The following is a 15903-nucleotide window of genomic DNA, read 5'->3' as shown; positions in this document are numbered from 1 at the left end:
GGCCTTCGGCTGCGCGCACGGGCCGGCCGCCGGGCGGCAGCAGGAGGGGCGGACGGCCGCCGGCCGTCCGCCCTTCGGGTGTCCCGCCGCGGTTCAGCCCTGGAGCCCCAGGACCCGGGCCGCCGCCGCGACCTGGCCGAGGTCCCCGGCGCACGGCATCAGCAGCAGTTCGTCGCAGCCCGCCTCGGTGTACGTGCCGACCAGCCCGCGCAGCTTGCCCGGGTTGTCGGCGGCGCCGCGCAGGATGTGGTCGACGAACGGCCCGGCGTCCCGGTAGTACGACCGCAGGTAGGCCTCGGTGTGCTTGCCGCCGTCCTCGCCGAGCGCGAAGTACGCCAGCGCCACCAGCCGCGGCGCCCCCGTCCGACCCTCGGCCGCCCACTGCTCGCGCAGCGCCCGGGCGGCCTGGGCGAACATCACCGGCCCGGTGCCGCCGCCGATCCAGCCGTCGGCCAGCCGGGCGGCCCGCCGCAGCGCGGCCGGCGAGTGCCCGCCCAGGATCAGCTCCGGCCCGTCCGGCCGGACCGGGGCCGGGCCGACCGCCGGCTCCCGGCCGGACTGCGCGTCGGCCCAGTGCCGGCGCAGCTCGGCCACCTGGGTGCCGGTCCGGGCGCCCCGGCCGGTCTTCTCGACCCGGCCGACCTCGAAGTCGTCCTGGCGCGAGCCGACCGCCAGGCCGAGGGTCAGCCGGCCGCCGGAGAGCCGGTCCACGGTGGCCGCCTGCTTGGCCAGCAGCGCGGTGTTGCTGCGCAGCGGCGAGATGAGGATGCTGGTCGCCAGCCCGATCCGCTCGGTCACCGCGGCGGCCGCGGCCAGTGTGGTGAGCGGCTCCCAACTGGTGTGCACCAGGCGGTCGATGGTGCCGAGGGTGGAGAACCCGGCCTGTTCGGCGAGGCGGGCCCAGGCGACCACGTCGGTGCCGCCCGCGCCGGCCAGCGAGGTCGGCAGTCCGATTCCGATCTTCATCTCACTCACCCTCGATCGGCTGGTCGTGGCGGCGGGAGAGCACGTTCTCCATCGAGGCGAGCCGGAAGAAGGCCTGCGCACCCTCCCGGCTGGTCATGTCGCGCGGAACGGCGAGGTGCTTCTCCAGCTCCCGCTCGAACGCGCGGACGGCGGGCTGCTGGCTCATGTGCGCGGCCACCAGCGGCAGCGGGCCCTCGATCTCGATGACCCGGACGGCCAGCTCCTTGCCCACGAAGGCCTGGGTGCCGAGGAGTTTGCCGACCACGGTGCCGTCGGGCGTCCTGACGTCGAAGTCCGGGCGGCCGCTCTTGCGGAACAGCTCCTTGACGATGTCCTCGCTGCCCGGCAGCAGCGGGTAGTACAGCGCGTGCCACGTGCTCATGGTGGTCTCCTGAGGGTTCGGGGCCGGGCTCGGCCCGTCGGTGGGTTGGGAGGGCGCGGGGGGCGGGCGCCGTCACTGGCTGGCGGTGACGCCGCCGTCCACGTACAGCACCTGGCCGGAGACGAAGCCGGCCCGCGGCGAGGCGAGGAAGGTGACGGCGTCCGCCACCTCGTGCAGCTCGGCGGTGCGGCCCAGCGGGATCCGGCCGAGCACCATCCGCATGAACTCGGGGTTGCTCGCGTTCTCCTGGACGAAGTCGGTGCGCACGAAGCCGGGGGCGACCGCGTTCACGGCGATCCCGTGCCGGCCCCATTCCGCGGCCAGCTGCTTGACCAGCAGGTCCAGGCCGGCCTTGCTGGCGCCGTACGCGCTGAAGCCGCGCCGGGCGCCGAACTTGCCGCGCACCGAGGAGAGGTGGACGATCCGGCCGCCGCCGGCCGCGATCATCGCCCGGCCGACCGACTGGGAGAGCCAGAAGGCGCCCAGCAGGTTGGTGCCGACGACGGTGCGCCAGTCCTCCTCGGAGATGGTCTCGGCGCCGACGGTGACCAGCGCGCTGGCGCAGTTCACCAGGACGTCGACGCCGCCCCAGTCGGCCGCCACCGCGTCCACCAGCCGCTCGACGTCGGCGCGGTCGGCGACGTCCACGGCGTACGGCGCGACCGTGCCGCCGCGGGCGGCGAGCGGGGCCAGCCGTTCGGCGGTCTCCTCGGCCTTCTTCAGCGAGCGGCCGGCGACGGCGACCCTGGCGCCCCGGGCGGCGAGGTCCTCGGCGACGGCGGCGCCGATGCTGCCGTAGCCGCCGACCAGCAGGACCCGGCTGCCGAGGAACTCCCGTTCGGGGGGAACGCGTTCGGGCGCCGGCCGGGGCGGGGCAGCGGCGCCGGGCGGTCCTCCGATCCCCGGCGGCGGTCCGCCGATCCCGGGGGGTGGCCCGCCGAGGCCCTGCGGCGGGCCGGCGAACCCCGGGGGCGGTCCGCCGCCCGGGCGTCCGCCGGGCGGGCCGGGCGGTTGGGTCGGTCCGGCTGCCGTCATGGCAGCACCTCCCTGTCGCGTGTCGGTGACGTGCGAGGTCCTGACGGGTCGGGTCAGGAGGGATCAGGCCGCGTCGGGGCGGCGGGCAGGCCGAACAGCTCGGCGGCGTTGCCGTGCCGGATCCGCGCGACGGTGGCGGCGTCCAGGCCGAGGCCGTCCAGCCGGGCCAGCGAGGCGTCCAGCGGCGCGCTCATCGGCGGGGAGTCGGTGCCGAACATGACGTTGCCGGCCCCGAAGGCGTCGACGGCGGCGGCCACGGCGCGCAGGCTCGGGGTCGCGGTGTCGACGTACACCCGGCGCAGCGCCTCGGCGAGCGGGGGGACGGCGGGGCCGCCCGGCCCGGCCGTCCGCGGTCCGCCGGGCCCGCCGGGAGCGCCCGCACCGGGCGCGCGGCCGGGGGGACCCCCGGGAGCGCCGCCCGGCCGCCCGAAGGTGACCGGCATCCGCCGGGCCAGCTCCAGCCGCTCCAGCAGCAGCGGCAGCCCGCCGCCGCAGACCGGGGCGACGATCCGCAGCTCCGGGTACTTCTCCAGCCACCCGGCGAACAGCACCGCCGCCGTGCCGAGCGTGACGTCGCACGGTCGGGCGATCTGCTCGACCAGCCGCAGGTCGTCCAGCTCCCCGGCCCCGGCCGGTTCGGCCGGCGGGTGCAGCATCACCGGGGTGCGGTACTGCGCGGCCATCGCGAAGAAGGCGTCGGCCCGCGGGGTGTCCAGGAACCGCCCGGCGATGCTGGAGTTGACCATCAGCCCGACGAATTCGTCCTGCTCCAACCGCTTGGCGGCGGCGGCGAGTTCGGCGTCGGATCCGAGCGGGTTGGTGTAGACGTAGCCGCGCAGCGCGGCGGGCCGGGCGCGCACCTGCTCGCCGAGCCAGTCGTGGAAGCGTTCGAGGGTGTCCAGCGGCTGGCGGTAGTTGTCCAGGCCGGGCGTGCGCACCATGGTGCCCGCGCCGACGGGACTGCCGACCAGGGACGTGGTGATCCCGGCCGCCGCCTTGAGCTCCACCATGCCGTCGACGTCGGCGAGGCTCGGCGGCATGGGGAAGCGGCGGAAGAGTTCGGGCGACGTGATGTGGCCGTGCACATCGATCGTCATCGGCTCGGCACCTCCTGGGACGGCCGCCGGCCGGTCGGCGCGGCGGGGTGGTCGCGGGCCTCGGACACTCGGTGAGTGAGTGCCCGCTCGCACCGTAGGGTGCCGTCGGCGGGTGCGTCAACACGGCCCGGGGAAGGGCCGATTGGTGCAACGAACGGGCTGGGCGAACGGCCCGGAACGGCCGGGACGCGGTCCGTGGGGGCCCGGGCGACGTCCCAGCCCGGTGGAGACGGATGCCTCCTGACACTGGGACCGCCCGGCGGCAAGGATGAGTCGGCGGGGCGCCCCGGGGGCCGAGATGCCCCGGTCCCCGGGGTCCCGCTCTCCCGATGCGGGCGACCCCGCCCCGGTCCGCCGCACCGGCGGACGTCCCGCGATCCCCGATCGATTCGAGGAATCGGCATGAAGGACATGAAGGACAACACGGACACCTGGCTGGTGACGTCGTCCAGCGTTCAGCTCGGCACTCTGTGGATCATGAAGACCTCGATCCTGCCGATGCTGAACTCCCTGCCCTACGACCGGTACGTCAACACCTGCCAGCTCATCGACATGCACGTGTTCCACCCGATCGCCTTCTGGAACGGCCTCGCCACCGCCGCCGTCGGCGCGACCAAGGCCGTCCGGTCGGAGAACAAGGTGGCCAAGGTGCTGTACGCGGCCGGCACCGTCGGCATGGCGACCGTCGCGGTCGCCTCCGAGGGCGTCAACCGCCCGATCTGGCGCCAGATCGAGCGCTGGAGCCCGTACCGCGACAGCGACGCCGCGTGGCGCGGCAAGCGCCGCCGCTGGCACCTGGCGCACGAGACCCGGACCATGGGCGCGATCGGCGCCGCGGCCTGCTTCGTGCTCGCCTCGCTGCTCTGACCTGCGCCGCACCCCCTTCGTTCCTCCCCGGACCCGCCCCCGGCCGCGCGCCGGCCGGGCCGTCCGCCGAGCAAAGGACTGTCATGACCTCGTCCATCGAGAGTGCGGTGGAGGCCAACAAGGCCCTCATCCGCGACCTGACCGAGCGGGCGTTCAACGACGGCGACCTCTCCGCCATCGGCGACCGCTTCGCCGAGGACTACGTGGTGCACGCCCCCGGCCTGCCCCCGATGCCGCCCGGCCCGGACTCCTTCCGCCAGGCCGTGCTGCTGTGGCGCAACGCCTTCCCGGACGTCCACGTGACCGTCGAGGACGTGGCCGGCGACGGCGACCGCGTCTACGCCCGGTTCACCACCCGCGGCACCCACCAGGGGCAGCTGTTCGACATCCCGCCCACCGGCAAGCCGGTCACCGTGCACGAGATGTCGTGCCACCGGGTCGTCGACGGCCGGGTCGTCGAGTCCTGGATCGGCGACAACGTGCCCCGGATCCTGCTCGACATCGGCGCCGTCCAGCCGGTCGGCCGCCCGCAGCACTGAGCCGCCCGCACCGGGCCGCCCGCAGCACTGAGCCGCCCGCCCCGGGCCGCCGGCGGCACCGCGCCCGCGGCACTGAGCAGCACACCCACCCGAACCAGCCCGAGGGGAGTCCGCATGCACCGCACCCTGATCATCGCCCGGATGGTGCCCGGCGCGGAGGGCGACGTCGCCCGCGTCTTCGGCGAGTCGGACGAGACCGAACTGCCCCGGCTCGCCGGCGTCACCCACCGCTCGCTGTACCTGCTCGGCGACGCCTACGTCCACCTGCTGGAGACCGACGACCCCGGCCCGGAGGCGGTCGAGGCCGCCCGCCGGCACCCGGAGTTCGGCCGGGTCAGCGAACGGCTCACCCCGTTCATCTCCCCCTACCTGCCCACCTGGCGTTCGCCGCAGGACGCGGTCGCCCGGTGCTTCTACACCTGGGAGCCCGGCACCGGCGGTCGCTGAGCCCGCCCTCCGCCGGCGGTGCCGCGCCGGCCGACCCGGGGTCCGTTCACCCCGGCCGGCCGGGCGGCCCAGGAGCAGTCCCTACACCGGAGAAAAGAGGCAGCACCATGACCGACCACCAGGCCGGCGGGACGACCGCCGTCGTCACCGCGGAGGAGATCGAGAGCGTCCTCATCACCAGCGCCGGCGCGGCGCCGGACGTCTTCGAGGGCTCCCGGCACGTCCCCCTGGAGGAGCTCGGCCTCGACTCGCTGGCCGTGCTGGAGCTGGAGGCGGTGATCGCCGACCGCTACGGACTGAAGGTCCCGGACGGCGCCGTCGCCCTCAGCGTCGACCAGATCGTCGCCGAGCTTCAGACCGCCGGGGCGGTGGGCTGAACGATGGCCGGGCACACCGAGAACAGCATCGTCATCCAGGCCCCGCTCAAGCTCGTCTGGGACGTCACCAACGACGTCGCCGGCTGGCCGGAGCTGTTCACCGAGTACGCCTCCGCCGAGATCGTCGAGCGGCGCGGCGAGACCGTCCGGTTCCGGCTCACCATGCACCCGGACGAGGAGGGCCGGATCTGGAGCTGGGTCAGCGACCGCACCGTCAACGCCGCCGACCGCACCGTCCACGCCCACCGGGTGGAGACCGGCCCGTTCGCCTACATGCAGATCCACTGGCGCTACGAGGAGCTGCCCGGGGGCGGCACCCGGATGACCTGGATCCAGGACTTCGCGATGAAGCCCACCGCCCCGGTCGACGACCGGGGCATGACCGACCGGCTGAACACCAACTCGCCCGTTCAGCTGGAGGTCATCAAGGCCAAGGTCGAGGCCCTCGCCGCCGGCCCCGGCACCGCCGACCCCAGCACCGCCGAGAAGGAGTGAGCGCCGTGGCCGTCAGGAACATCCGCATCATCGCCGTCGACGACGTCCCCGCCAACCGCAAGCGCGGCGGCGAGACCCGCGCGGTGCTCTCGCCCGGCACCGTCGGCTCGACCTCCGGCTTCATGGGGGTCGCCCGGCTCCAGCCGGGCGAGCGGATCAGCGAGCACTACCACCCGTACAGCGAGGAGTTCCTGCTCCTCGTCCGCGGCGAGCTGACCCTCGACCTCGACGACAAGCCCTTCGAGCTCTTCGCCGGCCAGGGCCTGGTCATCCCCAAGGACGTCCGGCACCGGCTGCGCAACACCGGCTCCGAGGAGGCCTTCGCGGTCTTCCACCTCGGCCCGCTGGCGCCGTCCCCCGAGCTCGGCCACGTCGACACCGAGGACGGCCCGGGGACGAAGGCCGACGCCCACATCGTGCTGGGGGAGCGATGACCGCGTTCCCCGCCGCGGGCGGCCGCCGGGTGGTGGTCACCGGGATCGGCGTGGTGGCGCCCGGCGGCACCACCCGGGAGACCTTCTGGGACCTCATCACCTCCGGCCGCACCGCGACCCGCCGGATCTCCGCCTTCGACCCCTCGGCGTTCCGCTCGCAGATCGCCGCCGAGGCCGACTTCGACGCCGCCGCCGCCGGGCTCACCCCGCTGGAGCTGCGCCGCGCCGACCGCTACGTGCAGTTCGCGCTCGCCGCCTCCCAGGAGGCGGTGCTGGACGCCGGTCTGGAGCTCGACGAGCGCACCCGGGACCTCACCGGCGTGGTGCTCGGCTCGGCGGTCGGCGGCACCATCGTCCTGGAGGACGAGTTCGTCGTCGCCAGCGACTCCGGCCGCAACTGGCTGGTCGACCCGGACGTCACCAGCCCGTTCCTCTACCAGGGCCTGATCCCCAGCAGCCTGGCCGCCGACGTGGCGGTCCGGCACGGGGCGCACGGCCCGGCGGTGGTCGTCTCCACCGGCTGCACCTCCGGCATCGACGCCATCGGCCACGCCTACCAGCTGCTGGTGGACGGCGAGGCCGAGGTGATGATCACCGGGGCCTCGGACTCGCCGATCTCCCCGGTCACCGTCGCCTCCTTCGACGCCATCAAGGCCACCACCCCGGACAACGACGACCCGGAGCACGCCTCCCGGCCGTTCGACCGGGACCGGCACGGCTTCGTGCTCGGCGAGGGCTGCGCGGTGCTCGTCCTGGAGGAGCTGGAGCACGCCCGCCGGCGCGGCGCCCGGATCTACTGCGAGGTGGTCGGCTACGCCAACCGCGGCAACGCCTTCCACATGACCGGTCTGCGTCCGGACGGCCTGGAGATGTCCGAGGCGATCACCGAGACCCTGCGGCAGTCCCGGCTCAACCCCGAGGACATCGGCTACATCAGCGCCCACGGCTCGGGGACCCGGCAGAACGACCGGCACGAGACCGGCGCCTTCAAGCGCTCGCTCGGCCACGCCGCCTACGGGGTGCCGATCAGCTCGATCAAGTCGATGGTCGGCCACTCGCTGGGCGCGATCGGCGCGATCGAGATGGCCGCCTGCGCGCTGGCCGTCGAGCGCGGGGTCGTCCCGCCGACCGCCAACTGGCAGAACCGCGACCCGGAGTGCGACCTCGACTACACGCCCAACACCGCCCGCGAGGTGTCGGTGGGGGCGGCGCTCTCGGTCGGCAGCGGCTTCGGCGGCTTCCAGTCCGCGATGCTCTTCGCCAAGCTGGGGAGGGGCCGATGAGCGCACGACGCGCCGTCATCACCGGCATCGGCGTGGTCGCGCCGAGCGGCATCGGCAGCGAGGCGCACTGGAAGACGGTCTGCGGCGGCGAGAGCCGGATCGGCCCGATCACGCTCTTCGACGCGAGCCCGTACGAGACCACGCTGGCCGGGGAGGTCCCCGACTTCGACGTCAACCGGTACGTCGAGCGCCGGCTCCAGGTGCAGACCGACCGGTGGACCCACCTCGCCTACGCGGCGGCCGAACTGGCCCTCGGCGAGGCCGAGCTGGACCCGTCCACGGTCGAGCCGTACAAGCTCTCGGTGGCCCTGGCCAGCTCCTCCGGCGGCAACCAGTTCGGCCAGCGCGAGCTCCAGCGGCTCTGGCAGCCGGACACCGCGCGGACCGTCGGCGCCTACCAGTCCATCGCCTGGTTCTACGCCGCGACCGTCGGGCAACTGGCCATCCGGCACCAGGCCAAGGGCCCGTCCAGCGTCCTCGTCTCGGAGGGCGCCGGCGGCCTGGACTCGCTGGCGCACGCGGCCCGGCTGGTCCGCCGGGGCGCCGACGTGGTGCTCGCCGGCGGCACCGAGGCGCCGCTCGGCCCGTACGCGCTCGCCTGCCAGCAGCGCAGCGGCCGGCTGTACACCGGCACCGACCCGGCCGCCGCCTACCTGCCGTTCGACGAGCGGGCCGGCGGCTACGTGCCCGGCGAGGGCGGCGCGGTGTTCGTCGTCGAGGACCTGGAGCACGCGCTCGCCCGCGGCGCCCGGATCCGCGCCGAGATCGCCGGCTGGGCCGCCACCCAGGACGCCGTCGCCGCCGGCCGGACCGCCGCCGGCTCGGTGCGCCAGTACGCCCGGGCGCTCGGCACCGCGGTCGAACGGGCCGGCCTCACCCCCGGGGACGTCGACGTCGCCTTCCCCGACGCGGTCGGCGTGCCCGGCTACGACCGCACCGAGGCCGAGGCGCTGCGCGCGGTGTTCGGCCCGGCCGGCCCGGCCGCCGTCACCACCCAGAAGCCGCTCACCGGCCGGCTCTACCAGGGCGGCAGCGCCCTGGACGCGGCCACCGCCGTGCTCGCCATGGACTACGGCCTGATCCCGCCCTCGGCGGGCCCGGCCCGCCCGGCGGACGGCTGCGACCTGCCCTTCGTCCGCGAGGAGCAGGCCGCCGAGGTGCGCACCGCGCTGATCGGCGCCCGCGGCTTCGACGGCTTCAACAGCGCCGTCCTGCTGCGCGCCCGTGCCTGACCCCGATCACCCACCGACCCGGAAGGAGACCGCCATGCCGGTCGACGAGGGCGCGGCACAGGGCCGCGTGCTCTTCCTCATCACCGTCAAGGAGGAGCGCCGGGAGGACTTCCTCGCGGCGTACGAGCAGATCCGCCACCTGGTCGCCGAGGGCGTCCCCGGTCACCTGCGCGACCAGGTCTGCCGGTCCTCCACCGACCCGGAGCAGTGGCTGATCACCAGCGAGTGGCGCTCGCTGGAGGACTTCGTCGCCTGGGAGCGGACCGAGGAGCACCGGGACCTGGTGCGCCCGATGCGCGAGTGCTTCAGCGACGCCAGGTCCATCCGCTTCCACATCGAGGCCGAGACCTCGCGGGACACCCCGCGGGCGGGCCTTTCCACTCCTACCACCGCGGGGTGAGGTCATGACACGGACAGTGATCATCGGTGGCAGCGTCGCCGGCCTGGTGGCCGCGCTGGCGTTCGCCGACCTGGGACACGACATCACGGTGCTGGAACGGGACGCCAACGAGGCGCCGGACACCGTCGACGACGCGCACGGCGACTGGCAGCGGCCGACCGTGCCGCAGCTGCACCACTCGCACGCGTTCGGCTCGCTCGGCACCAACCTGCTGCGCGACCGGCTGCCGTCCGTCTACCAGGCGCTGGTCACGGCCGGCGCCCGGGAGATCGAGCTGGGCAAGGCCATGCCGCCGACCCTGGCCGACAGGACGCCGCACCCGGAGGACGCCGAGCTGCGCATGCTCGGCTGCCGGCGGACCACCTTCGAACTGGTCCTCCGGCAGGAGGTGCTGCGCAAGCCCGGCATCTCGCTGCGCCGGGGCGAGACGGTGCGCGGCCTGACCGTGGCCGAGCGCGGCCCGGCCCGGGTGACCGGCGTGGTCACCAAGGACGGCCGCACCGTGGAGGCCGACCTGGTGATCGACGCCGGCGGCCGCCGCTCGCAGGGCCACGAGTGGCTGCGCGAGCACGGCCTGGCCGAGCCCGAACTGGTCGCGCACAGCGCCGACATCACCTACTACACCCGCTACTACCGGGCGCTGGGCCCGCGCCCGGTGGGCCCGCTCAACCGCGGCTTCGGCGCCGGCGGGCTGTGGGACCACTACACCGGCGTGATGTTCCTCGGTGACAACAACACCTTCGCCATCTCCTTCGGCATCCTGCCGGACGACGCCGAGCTGAAGCGGATGCGCGCCGAGGACGTCTTCACCGCGGTGGTCCGGGCCACCCCGCTGCTCGCCCCCTGGGTGTCGCCGGAGGCCTCCGTGCCGATCTCGCCGGTGCACGCGATGGGCGGCCTGGACAACTCGCTGAAGCTGTACGGCCAGGACGCGCAGCCGGTGCCCGGCTTCCTGCCGGTCGCCGACGCGGTCTGCACCACCAACCCCGCGTTCGGCCGCGGCGTCTCGCTGGCCGTCGCGCACGTGCTCGGGCTGGCCGACCTGGTGCGCGAGCACCCGGAGCCGGACGCCGAGCAGGCCGCGCTGGCGGCCGGCCTGGCCGGGCGGACCTTCCGCCCGTGGTTCGAGGATGCCGTCCGCAACGACGCGGGCCGCGCCCGGCTCTGGCGGGCCACCGTGGCCGGCCAGCAACTGCCGCCGCTGCCGCCGGACGTGCTCACCTTCGGGACGGTCGCCGAGGCGGCCGCCACCGACGAGGTGGTCTGGCGCCGACTGGTCCGCACCATGATGTCGCTCGACAACCCGGCCGGCCTGTACGAGGACGAGGAGATCCGGCTGCGGGTCAAGCAGGCGGTCGCGGGCTCGCCGCCGCCGTTCCCCGCCCCGGACCGGGCCACCCTGGTCGACATCGTCCGCCGCGCCGCGGTCTGACGGTCCGTCAGAACCCTTGCACTGTCGCACCGCCCGCCCCGCATCAGCCACAGGAGGAGAGTCATGAAGGTCGTCGACCACCCGAACGCCAAGCTCATGGAAGCGGTCTACGCCGCGTTCACCGTGGGCGACGTGCAGAAGGCGGCCAGCTACTGGACCAAGGACTGCGTGCACTACTACCCGGGCACCAGCGAGCTGTCCGGCGCGCACGAGGGCATCGAGTCCGCCCTGGCCTTCGCCGGCCGGATGTTCGAGATCTGCCAGGGCCGCATCCAGATGGAGATCCACGAGATCGGCGCCAGCGACTCGTTCGCCTTCGCCACCGTGTTCACCCGCTACGAGCGCGAGGGCAGGAGCCTGGAGATGCCCTTCGTCAACGTGGCGCGCATCCAGGACGGCCTGATCGCCGAGTTCTGGACCTACCCCGAGGACCAGTACGCCGTCGACCAGTTCTGGGCCTGACCGCCCCCCCCGACGATCGAGAGGTCGCATCACCATGGCAGGCATCATCAGCAGTTGGGGTGACAACACCAACGGCCAGCTCGGCGACGGCGGCACCGTCAGCCGGAGCACCACGCAGGAGATCAAGGGCCTGGAGAACGTCGTCAGGGTGGCGGCCGGCAGCGGCCACGCGCTGGCCGTCACCGGCGACGGCGAGCTCTGGGGCTTCGGCCGCAACGCCTTCGGCCAGCTCGGCGACGGCTCCACCGAGAACCGGGCGACCCCGGTGCGCACCGTCGGCCTGCCCGGCCGGGTCCGCACGGCCGGCGCCGGCGGCGGCCACAGCGCCGCCCTGCTGGAGGACGGCACCGTCTGGGCCTGGGGCGCCGGCTTCTTCTGCGCGCTCGGTGAGGCCAACTTCGGCGTGCAGCCCGTCCCGGTCCGGGTCGAGGGCCTGGAGGACGTCGTCGACCTGGCGGTCGGCGGCGCCCACAACCTGGCGCTCAAGGCCGACGGTACCGTCTGGTCCTGGGGCCGCGACGACCGCGGCCAGCTCGGCGACGGCCCCGGCTCGACCCGCGAGGGCCGGATCGTCCGCTCCTACATGACCGCCTCCTTCGCCTGCCGGCCGCGCCCGGCCGCGGTCGAGGGGCTGGAGCCGGCCGTCCGGATGAGCGCCGGCGGCGGCCACAGCCTGGTCGTGCACGCCGACGGCACCGCCTCGGTCTGGGGCTTCAACGACCGCGGCCAGCTCGGCGACGGCACCACCGTCGACCGCGCCGCCCCGCAGAAGATCGCCGGCCTGCACGCGGTCTCCCAGCTGGTCGGCGCCTACCACCACACGGTGGCGCTGCTGGCCGACGGCACCGTCTGGGCCTGGGGCCTCAACGACGGCGGCCAGCTCGGCGACGGCACCACCGCCGACCGCGCGGTGCCGGCCCCGGTACCCGGCCTGACCGGCGTCAAGACGATCGCGGCGGGCGGCGGCGGCACCGACGCGGCCCCCGGCAACGGCGGGCACGCGCTGGCGCTGCTGGCCGACGGCTCGGTGCAGGGCTGGGGCTGGAACAACTGGGGCCAGCTGGCCGCCGGGCAGGTCCAGATCGTCCCGACCCCGACCCGGATCGCGCTGGCCGGCCCGGCGGTGGGCGTCGCCGCCGGCGGGGAGATCCCGCCGACCAACAAGTTCATGGCCAACCCGGGCGGCGGCTTCGCCTTCGCCCTGCTGGGCTGAGGCCCGGCCCCGTGCGAACGCCGGGCGGTCCCGGCCCGTCCAGGGCCGCCCGGCGCGGGCCCGTCAGGCCCGCCCACCCATGACCGCTGACCGCTCGGGCCCGGGGCGCCGTCCGCCCCCGGCCCGGTCCCCGCAGGGAGGCCTCACCCCATGACCGCCGTTCCCCAGACCGCCCCTGCCTCGGCCGGCGCGGTGTTCCTCTCCGAATTGATGTTCCCGTCCACCCCGCGCTGCCTGGCCCTGGCCGCCGAGTTCAAGATCGCCGAGCTGCTCACCGAGGGCCCGCTGCCGGCCGCCGAACTCGCCGAGCGCGCCGGGGTGGCCGCGGGACCGCTGGCCAAGGTGCTCGCGCTGCTCGCCGAGGACGGCGTCTTCGAGGAGACCGAGCCCGGCGTCTTCGCCAACACCGAGCTGTCCGAGCTGCTCCGCCCCGGTGTGCCGGGGTCGATGGACGCGATGGCCCGGATGGTCGGCGCCGAGTGGCTCTGGTCCTCCTGGGGCGCGCTGGACCACAGCCTGGAAACCGGCAGGCCCGGCTTCGAGAAGGTGCACGGCACCGCGCTCTGGCCCTGGCTGCAGCGCAACCCGGGCGCCGCCGCGACCTTCAACCAGGCGATGACCGACTTCACCGACGCGCTCGCCGACGCCCTGGTCTCCGCGTACCCCGACTTCGCCCGGGCCGGCACGGTCTGCGACCTCGGCGGCGGGCAGGGCACCTACCTGGCCGCGATCCTGAACGCCTACGAGGAGGTCGGCCGCGGCGTGCTGGCCGACCTGCCCGGCGTGATCGAGCAGGCCCGCACCCAGCCGGACGTCGCCAAGCTGGCCGAGCAGGGCCGGCTGGAGTTCCAGCCGGTCGACTTCTTCGCCGGGGTCCCGGCCGGGATCGGCGCCTACGTCACCAAGCAGGTCTGGCACTCCTGGCCGGACGAGGCGCTGGTCCGGCTGCTGCGCCGGTGCCGCGAGGCCTCGCCGGGCTCCCGCTTCGTCGCGGCCGAGCTGGTGCACCGGGAGGGCGTGCCGCGGTTCGTGAAGAACTTCGACCTGGTCATGTTGGTCACCATGAGCGGTGAGGTGCGCACCGAGGCGCAGTTCGCCGAGGTCTTCCGGCGCGGCGGCTACCGGCTGAACCGGGTGGTGCCGACCGGGACGGCCTTCTCGCTGCTGGAGGCCGTGCCGGACCCCGACCCGCTGGACTGAGCGCGGCCGGTTCCGGGGGATTCCTCCGGAACCGCTCGGGCGGAATTCCGGAGAAGCACGGAAAAGGGCCCGGATCCCTCGCGGATCCGGGCCCCTTGCTATTTCCCCGGGCTGCGCCGGTGAATTTCCCGGGGGCGGTTCCGGTCAGTCGAAGCGGAATTCCGCGAGGCCGCCGGACGGCCGGAACCCGAACGACTCGAAGAGCGCCCGAATGGCGCTGTTCCCCTCGGCGGTGACGGCCAGGCCGACCGGCGGCCGCTCCCCGCCGTGCACCTCGGCCAGCACCTCGGCGAGCAGCGCCCGGCCGTAGCCGCCCCGGCGGATCTCGGGCCGGACGTACATCGGGTTGTACCGCACGACGCCCGCGACGGTGGCGGTCCGGCCGAGGATGGCGACGGCGCGGCCGTCGTCCTCCCAGACCCGCAGCAGACCGCCGGCGATCTGCCCCTGGACCGACCGCGCGGCGGTCTCCCGGCTGAGCCCGGCGCCGTGCGCGGCCGCCAGGCACCAGTCGGTGAACAGCTCGGACTCGTCGGCCGCGGCCGCCCTGGTCTGCCCGGACGGCGCCGGGCGGCCGAGCGGCAGCGGTGCGCCGTCCAGCCGGAGCACCTGTTCGCGGCGGTCGGGGCGGGCGGGCCGGCCGGTGGCCCCGGACCAGGCGGCGGCGAACGCCGCGGCCGCCGCGTCCGGCCCGATCACGCCGGGCAGGAGGTCCGGTCCGGCGCCCAGTTCGGCGCCGAGGGCGGCCGCCGCGGCGGCCGGCATCCCGCTCAGCACGACCAGGTGCGGCGCGGTGAAGGCCGCCACGCCGACCACCGGCGCCGCGCCCGAGTCCGGGTCCTCGACCCGGCTCCAGGTGATCGGCGGGGCGGTCGGCGGGCGGAACTTCGCCCCCGCCATCATCGTCAGCAGGATGGAATTCTCGACGGGGTTGCCGGCAATCCACTCACCGGATTCGGAGATGAACTCTTCGGTGTTTCTCGTGGTTTTTACGAGCATGCCGAAAAAGTATCCCGGGGGTGGTTGGCTGGCAATGGTACGCGCCCGGGCGGGACCGCGTTCCGGTCAGTTCGCGCCGGGGCGGCCCGCGCCCGGAGCACCCGGAGCACCCGGAGCACCCGGAGCACCCGGACCGCCCGCACCCGGACGGCCGGGGCCGCCCGCGCCGGGACCGCCCTGGCCCGGGGCGCCGCCCGGCCGCCCCATCGTCCCGGCCGTGACGCCGGCCGTCATGCCGCCCTCCAGCCCGAACAGCGAGCCGGTGATGAAGCCGGCCGCGTCGCCGGCGAGGAAGACGACCGCGTTGGCGACCTCCTCCTCGGTCGCGATCCGCCCCAGCGCGGTGGCCGCCCCGGCCCGCTCCAGCGCACCCGGCTGGCCGCCGACCCGCTGCCGGAAGTCCTCGGTGTCGACCGGCCCGGTGATCAGCGCGTTCACCCGGATCCCGGCCGGGCCGGCCTCCAGCGCGGTGGCCCGGGTCAGGCCGACCACCCCGTGCTTGGCCGCGGTGTACGCGCCCAGGCCGAAGGCGGTGCCCTGGACGCCGGCGGTGGAGGCGTTGTTGATGATGCTGCCGCCGCCGTTCGCCCGCATCGCGGCGATCTCGTGCTTGAGCGAGTGGTAGGTGCCGGTCAGGTTGACGGCGATCACCTGGGCGAAGGCCTCGGCCGGGACCCGGTCCAGCGGGCCGAACGCCCCGCCGCCGCCCGCGTTGTTGAAGGCGATGTCCAGTCGGCCGTGTCGCTCGACCGTGGTACCCACCAGGCGGGCGACGTCATCCTCGACGGTGACGTCGGCGGCGATGAACTCCGCCTGTCCGCCCTTCTCGCGGATCCGCTCCACGACGGCGTTGCCCAGCTCGGCGCGGCGGCCGGAGACCACCACGTGCGCCCCCGCGGCGGCGAGCGCGGCCGCCGCGGCCGCCCCCATGCCCGAGGTAGAACCGGTCACGAGAGCGATCTTTCCCTGGAGTTGACTCATCGTTAGCTGCCCCTCCGGGTGGCCGGTGGCCACCCTTGACGTTGGCTCTTGACGGCTAATTT

The 15903-nt window shown here is 74.8% G+C and carries 19 protein-coding genes; 13 read left to right on the top strand and 6 right to left on the bottom strand.

The window, feature by feature from the left end:
- Positions 1-93: 93 nt before the first annotated feature.
- The 4 genes from ACFC0B_RS32620 to ACFC0B_RS32605 form a co-directional block, all read right to left on the bottom strand.
- The gene (locus tag ACFC0B_RS32620; RefSeq protein WP_376094106.1) at positions 94-966 is read right to left on the bottom strand and encodes an LLM class flavin-dependent oxidoreductase; all 873 of its coding nucleotides are present in this window, start codon (positions 964-966) and stop codon (positions 94-96) included.
- Position 967: 1 nt separating this feature from the next.
- A complete protein-coding gene (locus ACFC0B_RS32615) occupies positions 968-1348 on the bottom strand; it encodes a SchA/CurD-like domain-containing protein (RefSeq protein ID WP_376094103.1) in 381 nt (126 codons plus the stop codon).
- A 72-nt stretch (positions 1349-1420) separates the two neighbouring features.
- Entirely contained in the window at positions 1421-2383 is a 963-nt protein-coding gene (locus tag ACFC0B_RS32610; protein ID WP_376094100.1) for an SDR family NAD(P)-dependent oxidoreductase, read from the bottom strand.
- A 53-nt stretch (positions 2384-2436) separates the two neighbouring features.
- Positions 2437-3480 (bottom strand): amidohydrolase family protein, encoded by a 1044-nt coding sequence (locus tag ACFC0B_RS32605; RefSeq protein WP_376094097.1) that lies wholly within the window; start codon positions 3478-3480, stop codon positions 2437-2439.
- Between the two features lie 402 nt (positions 3481-3882).
- On the opposite strand from ACFC0B_RS32605, the gene ACFC0B_RS32600 reads away from it, so the two are divergent.
- The 13 genes from ACFC0B_RS32600 (at position 3883) to ACFC0B_RS32540 (ending at position 13861) form a co-directional block, all read left to right on the top strand.
- Positions 3883-4347: a hypothetical protein gene (locus ACFC0B_RS32600; protein ID WP_355364982.1), complete on the top strand. Its 465-nt coding sequence runs from the start codon at positions 3883-3885 to the stop codon at positions 4345-4347.
- An 83-nt stretch (positions 4348-4430) separates the two neighbouring features.
- Positions 4431-4886: an ester cyclase gene (locus tag ACFC0B_RS32595; protein WP_376094094.1), complete on the top strand. Its 456-nt coding sequence runs from the start codon at positions 4431-4433 to the stop codon at positions 4884-4886.
- Positions 4887-5000: 114 nt separating this feature from the next.
- Positions 5001-5333: a TcmI family type II polyketide cyclase gene (locus ACFC0B_RS32590; RefSeq protein WP_376094091.1), complete on the top strand. Its 333-nt coding sequence runs from the start codon at positions 5001-5003 to the stop codon at positions 5331-5333.
- A 107-nt stretch (positions 5334-5440) separates the two neighbouring features.
- Positions 5441-5710: an acyl carrier protein gene (locus ACFC0B_RS32585; protein WP_376094088.1), complete on the top strand. Its 270-nt coding sequence runs from the start codon at positions 5441-5443 to the stop codon at positions 5708-5710.
- A 3-nt stretch (positions 5711-5713) separates the two neighbouring features.
- Positions 5714-6205 (top strand): SRPBCC family protein, encoded by a 492-nt coding sequence (locus ACFC0B_RS32580; protein WP_376094085.1) that lies wholly within the window; start codon positions 5714-5716, stop codon positions 6203-6205.
- Positions 6206-6210: 5 nt separating this feature from the next.
- A complete protein-coding gene (locus ACFC0B_RS32575) occupies positions 6211-6639 on the top strand; it encodes a cupin domain-containing protein (protein ID WP_376094082.1) in 429 nt (142 codons plus the stop codon).
- Positions 6636-7922 (top strand): beta-ketoacyl-[acyl-carrier-protein] synthase family protein, encoded by a 1287-nt coding sequence (locus ACFC0B_RS32570; RefSeq protein ID WP_376094079.1) that lies wholly within the window; start codon positions 6636-6638, stop codon positions 7920-7922. Before ACFC0B_RS32575 ends, ACFC0B_RS32570 begins: the two co-directional genes overlap by 4 nt.
- The gene (locus ACFC0B_RS32565; RefSeq protein WP_376094076.1) at positions 7919-9154 is read left to right on the top strand and encodes a beta-ketoacyl synthase N-terminal-like domain-containing protein; all 1236 of its coding nucleotides are present in this window, start codon (positions 7919-7921) and stop codon (positions 9152-9154) included. The genes ACFC0B_RS32570 and ACFC0B_RS32565 overlap by 4 nt, the downstream gene beginning before the upstream one ends.
- Positions 9155-9188: 34 nt before the next feature.
- Positions 9189-9554 (top strand): antibiotic biosynthesis monooxygenase family protein, encoded by a 366-nt coding sequence (locus tag ACFC0B_RS32560; protein WP_376094073.1) that lies wholly within the window; start codon positions 9189-9191, stop codon positions 9552-9554.
- A 4-nt stretch (positions 9555-9558) separates the two neighbouring features.
- Positions 9559-10986, top strand: coding sequence for an FAD-dependent oxidoreductase (locus ACFC0B_RS32555; protein WP_376094070.1), 1428 nt, complete (start codon positions 9559-9561; stop codon positions 10984-10986).
- A 63-nt stretch (positions 10987-11049) separates the two neighbouring features.
- Positions 11050-11448 carry a nuclear transport factor 2 family protein gene (locus ACFC0B_RS32550; protein WP_376094067.1) on the top strand — a complete coding sequence of 133 codons (399 nt, stop codon included), beginning with the start codon at positions 11050-11052 and terminating at the stop codon, positions 11446-11448.
- A gap of 34 nt (positions 11449-11482) precedes the next feature.
- Positions 11483-12661, top strand: a complete 1179-nt coding sequence (locus ACFC0B_RS32545) for an RCC1 domain-containing protein (protein WP_376094064.1) — start codon at positions 11483-11485, stop codon at positions 12659-12661.
- Positions 12662-12811: 150 nt separating this feature from the next.
- Complete coding sequence (locus ACFC0B_RS32540; RefSeq protein ID WP_376094061.1) at positions 12812-13861, top strand: ArsR family transcriptional regulator; 1050 nt, start codon at positions 12812-12814, stop codon at positions 13859-13861.
- Positions 13862-14005: 144 nt separating this feature from the next.
- Here ACFC0B_RS32540 and ACFC0B_RS32535 read toward each other — a convergent pair whose 3' ends face one another.
- Positions 14006-14860: a GNAT family N-acetyltransferase gene (locus ACFC0B_RS32535; protein ID WP_376094058.1), complete on the bottom strand. Its 855-nt coding sequence runs from the start codon at positions 14858-14860 to the stop codon at positions 14006-14008.
- Between the two features lie 66 nt (positions 14861-14926).
- Complete coding sequence (locus tag ACFC0B_RS32530) at positions 14927-15811, bottom strand: SDR family NAD(P)-dependent oxidoreductase (RefSeq protein WP_376094055.1); 885 nt, start codon at positions 15809-15811, stop codon at positions 14927-14929.
- Positions 15812-15903 lie beyond the last annotated feature (92 nt).

Source organism: Kitasatospora sp. NPDC056184 (assembly GCF_042268405.1).
GTDB lineage: Bacteria > Actinomycetota > Actinomycetes > Streptomycetales > Streptomycetaceae > Kitasatospora.
The sequence above is the reverse complement of the archived record's forward strand: the minus strand, read 5'-3'. Positions and strand labels throughout refer to the sequence as shown.

Excerpts from the sequence above, each read along its gene's own strand:
- ACFC0B_RS32580 (WP_376094085.1), top strand. The coding sequence starts at position 5,714 with ATGGCCGGGCACACCGAGAACAGCATCGTCATCCAGGCCCCGCTCAAG.
- ACFC0B_RS32615 (WP_376094103.1), bottom strand. The coding sequence starts at position 1,348 with ATGAGCACGTGGCACGCGCTGTACTACCCGCTGCTGCCGGGCAGCGAG.
- ACFC0B_RS32595 (WP_376094094.1), top strand. The coding sequence starts at position 4,431 with ATGACCTCGTCCATCGAGAGTGCGGTGGAGGCCAACAAGGCCCTCATC.
- ACFC0B_RS32555 (WP_376094070.1), top strand. The coding sequence starts at position 9,559 with ATGACACGGACAGTGATCATCGGTGGCAGCGTCGCCGGCCTGGTGGCC.
- ACFC0B_RS32605 (WP_376094097.1), bottom strand. The coding sequence starts at position 3,480 with ATGACGATCGATGTGCACGGCCACATCACGTCGCCCGAACTCTTCCGC.
- ACFC0B_RS32560 (WP_376094073.1), top strand. The coding sequence starts at position 9,189 with ATGCCGGTCGACGAGGGCGCGGCACAGGGCCGCGTGCTCTTCCTCATC.
- ACFC0B_RS32570 (WP_376094079.1), top strand. The coding sequence starts at position 6,636 with ATGACCGCGTTCCCCGCCGCGGGCGGCCGCCGGGTGGTGGTCACCGGG.
- ACFC0B_RS32535 (WP_376094058.1), bottom strand. The coding sequence starts at position 14,860 with ATGCTCGTAAAAACCACGAGAAACACCGAAGAGTTCATCTCCGAATCC.
- ACFC0B_RS32545 (WP_376094064.1), top strand. The coding sequence starts at position 11,483 with ATGGCAGGCATCATCAGCAGTTGGGGTGACAACACCAACGGCCAGCTC.
- ACFC0B_RS32565 (WP_376094076.1), top strand. The coding sequence starts at position 7,919 with ATGAGCGCACGACGCGCCGTCATCACCGGCATCGGCGTGGTCGCGCCG.
- ACFC0B_RS32610 (WP_376094100.1), bottom strand. The coding sequence starts at position 2,383 with ATGACGGCAGCCGGACCGACCCAACCGCCCGGCCCGCCCGGCGGACGC.
- ACFC0B_RS32585 (WP_376094088.1), top strand. The coding sequence starts at position 5,441 with ATGACCGACCACCAGGCCGGCGGGACGACCGCCGTCGTCACCGCGGAG.
- ACFC0B_RS32590 (WP_376094091.1), top strand. The coding sequence starts at position 5,001 with ATGCACCGCACCCTGATCATCGCCCGGATGGTGCCCGGCGCGGAGGGC.
- ACFC0B_RS32550 (WP_376094067.1), top strand. The coding sequence starts at position 11,050 with ATGAAGGTCGTCGACCACCCGAACGCCAAGCTCATGGAAGCGGTCTAC.
- ACFC0B_RS32600 (WP_355364982.1), top strand. The coding sequence starts at position 3,883 with ATGAAGGACATGAAGGACAACACGGACACCTGGCTGGTGACGTCGTCC.
- ACFC0B_RS32620 (WP_376094106.1), bottom strand. The coding sequence starts at position 966 with ATGAAGATCGGAATCGGACTGCCGACCTCGCTGGCCGGCGCGGGCGGC.
- ACFC0B_RS32540 (WP_376094061.1), top strand. The coding sequence starts at position 12,812 with ATGACCGCCGTTCCCCAGACCGCCCCTGCCTCGGCCGGCGCGGTGTTC.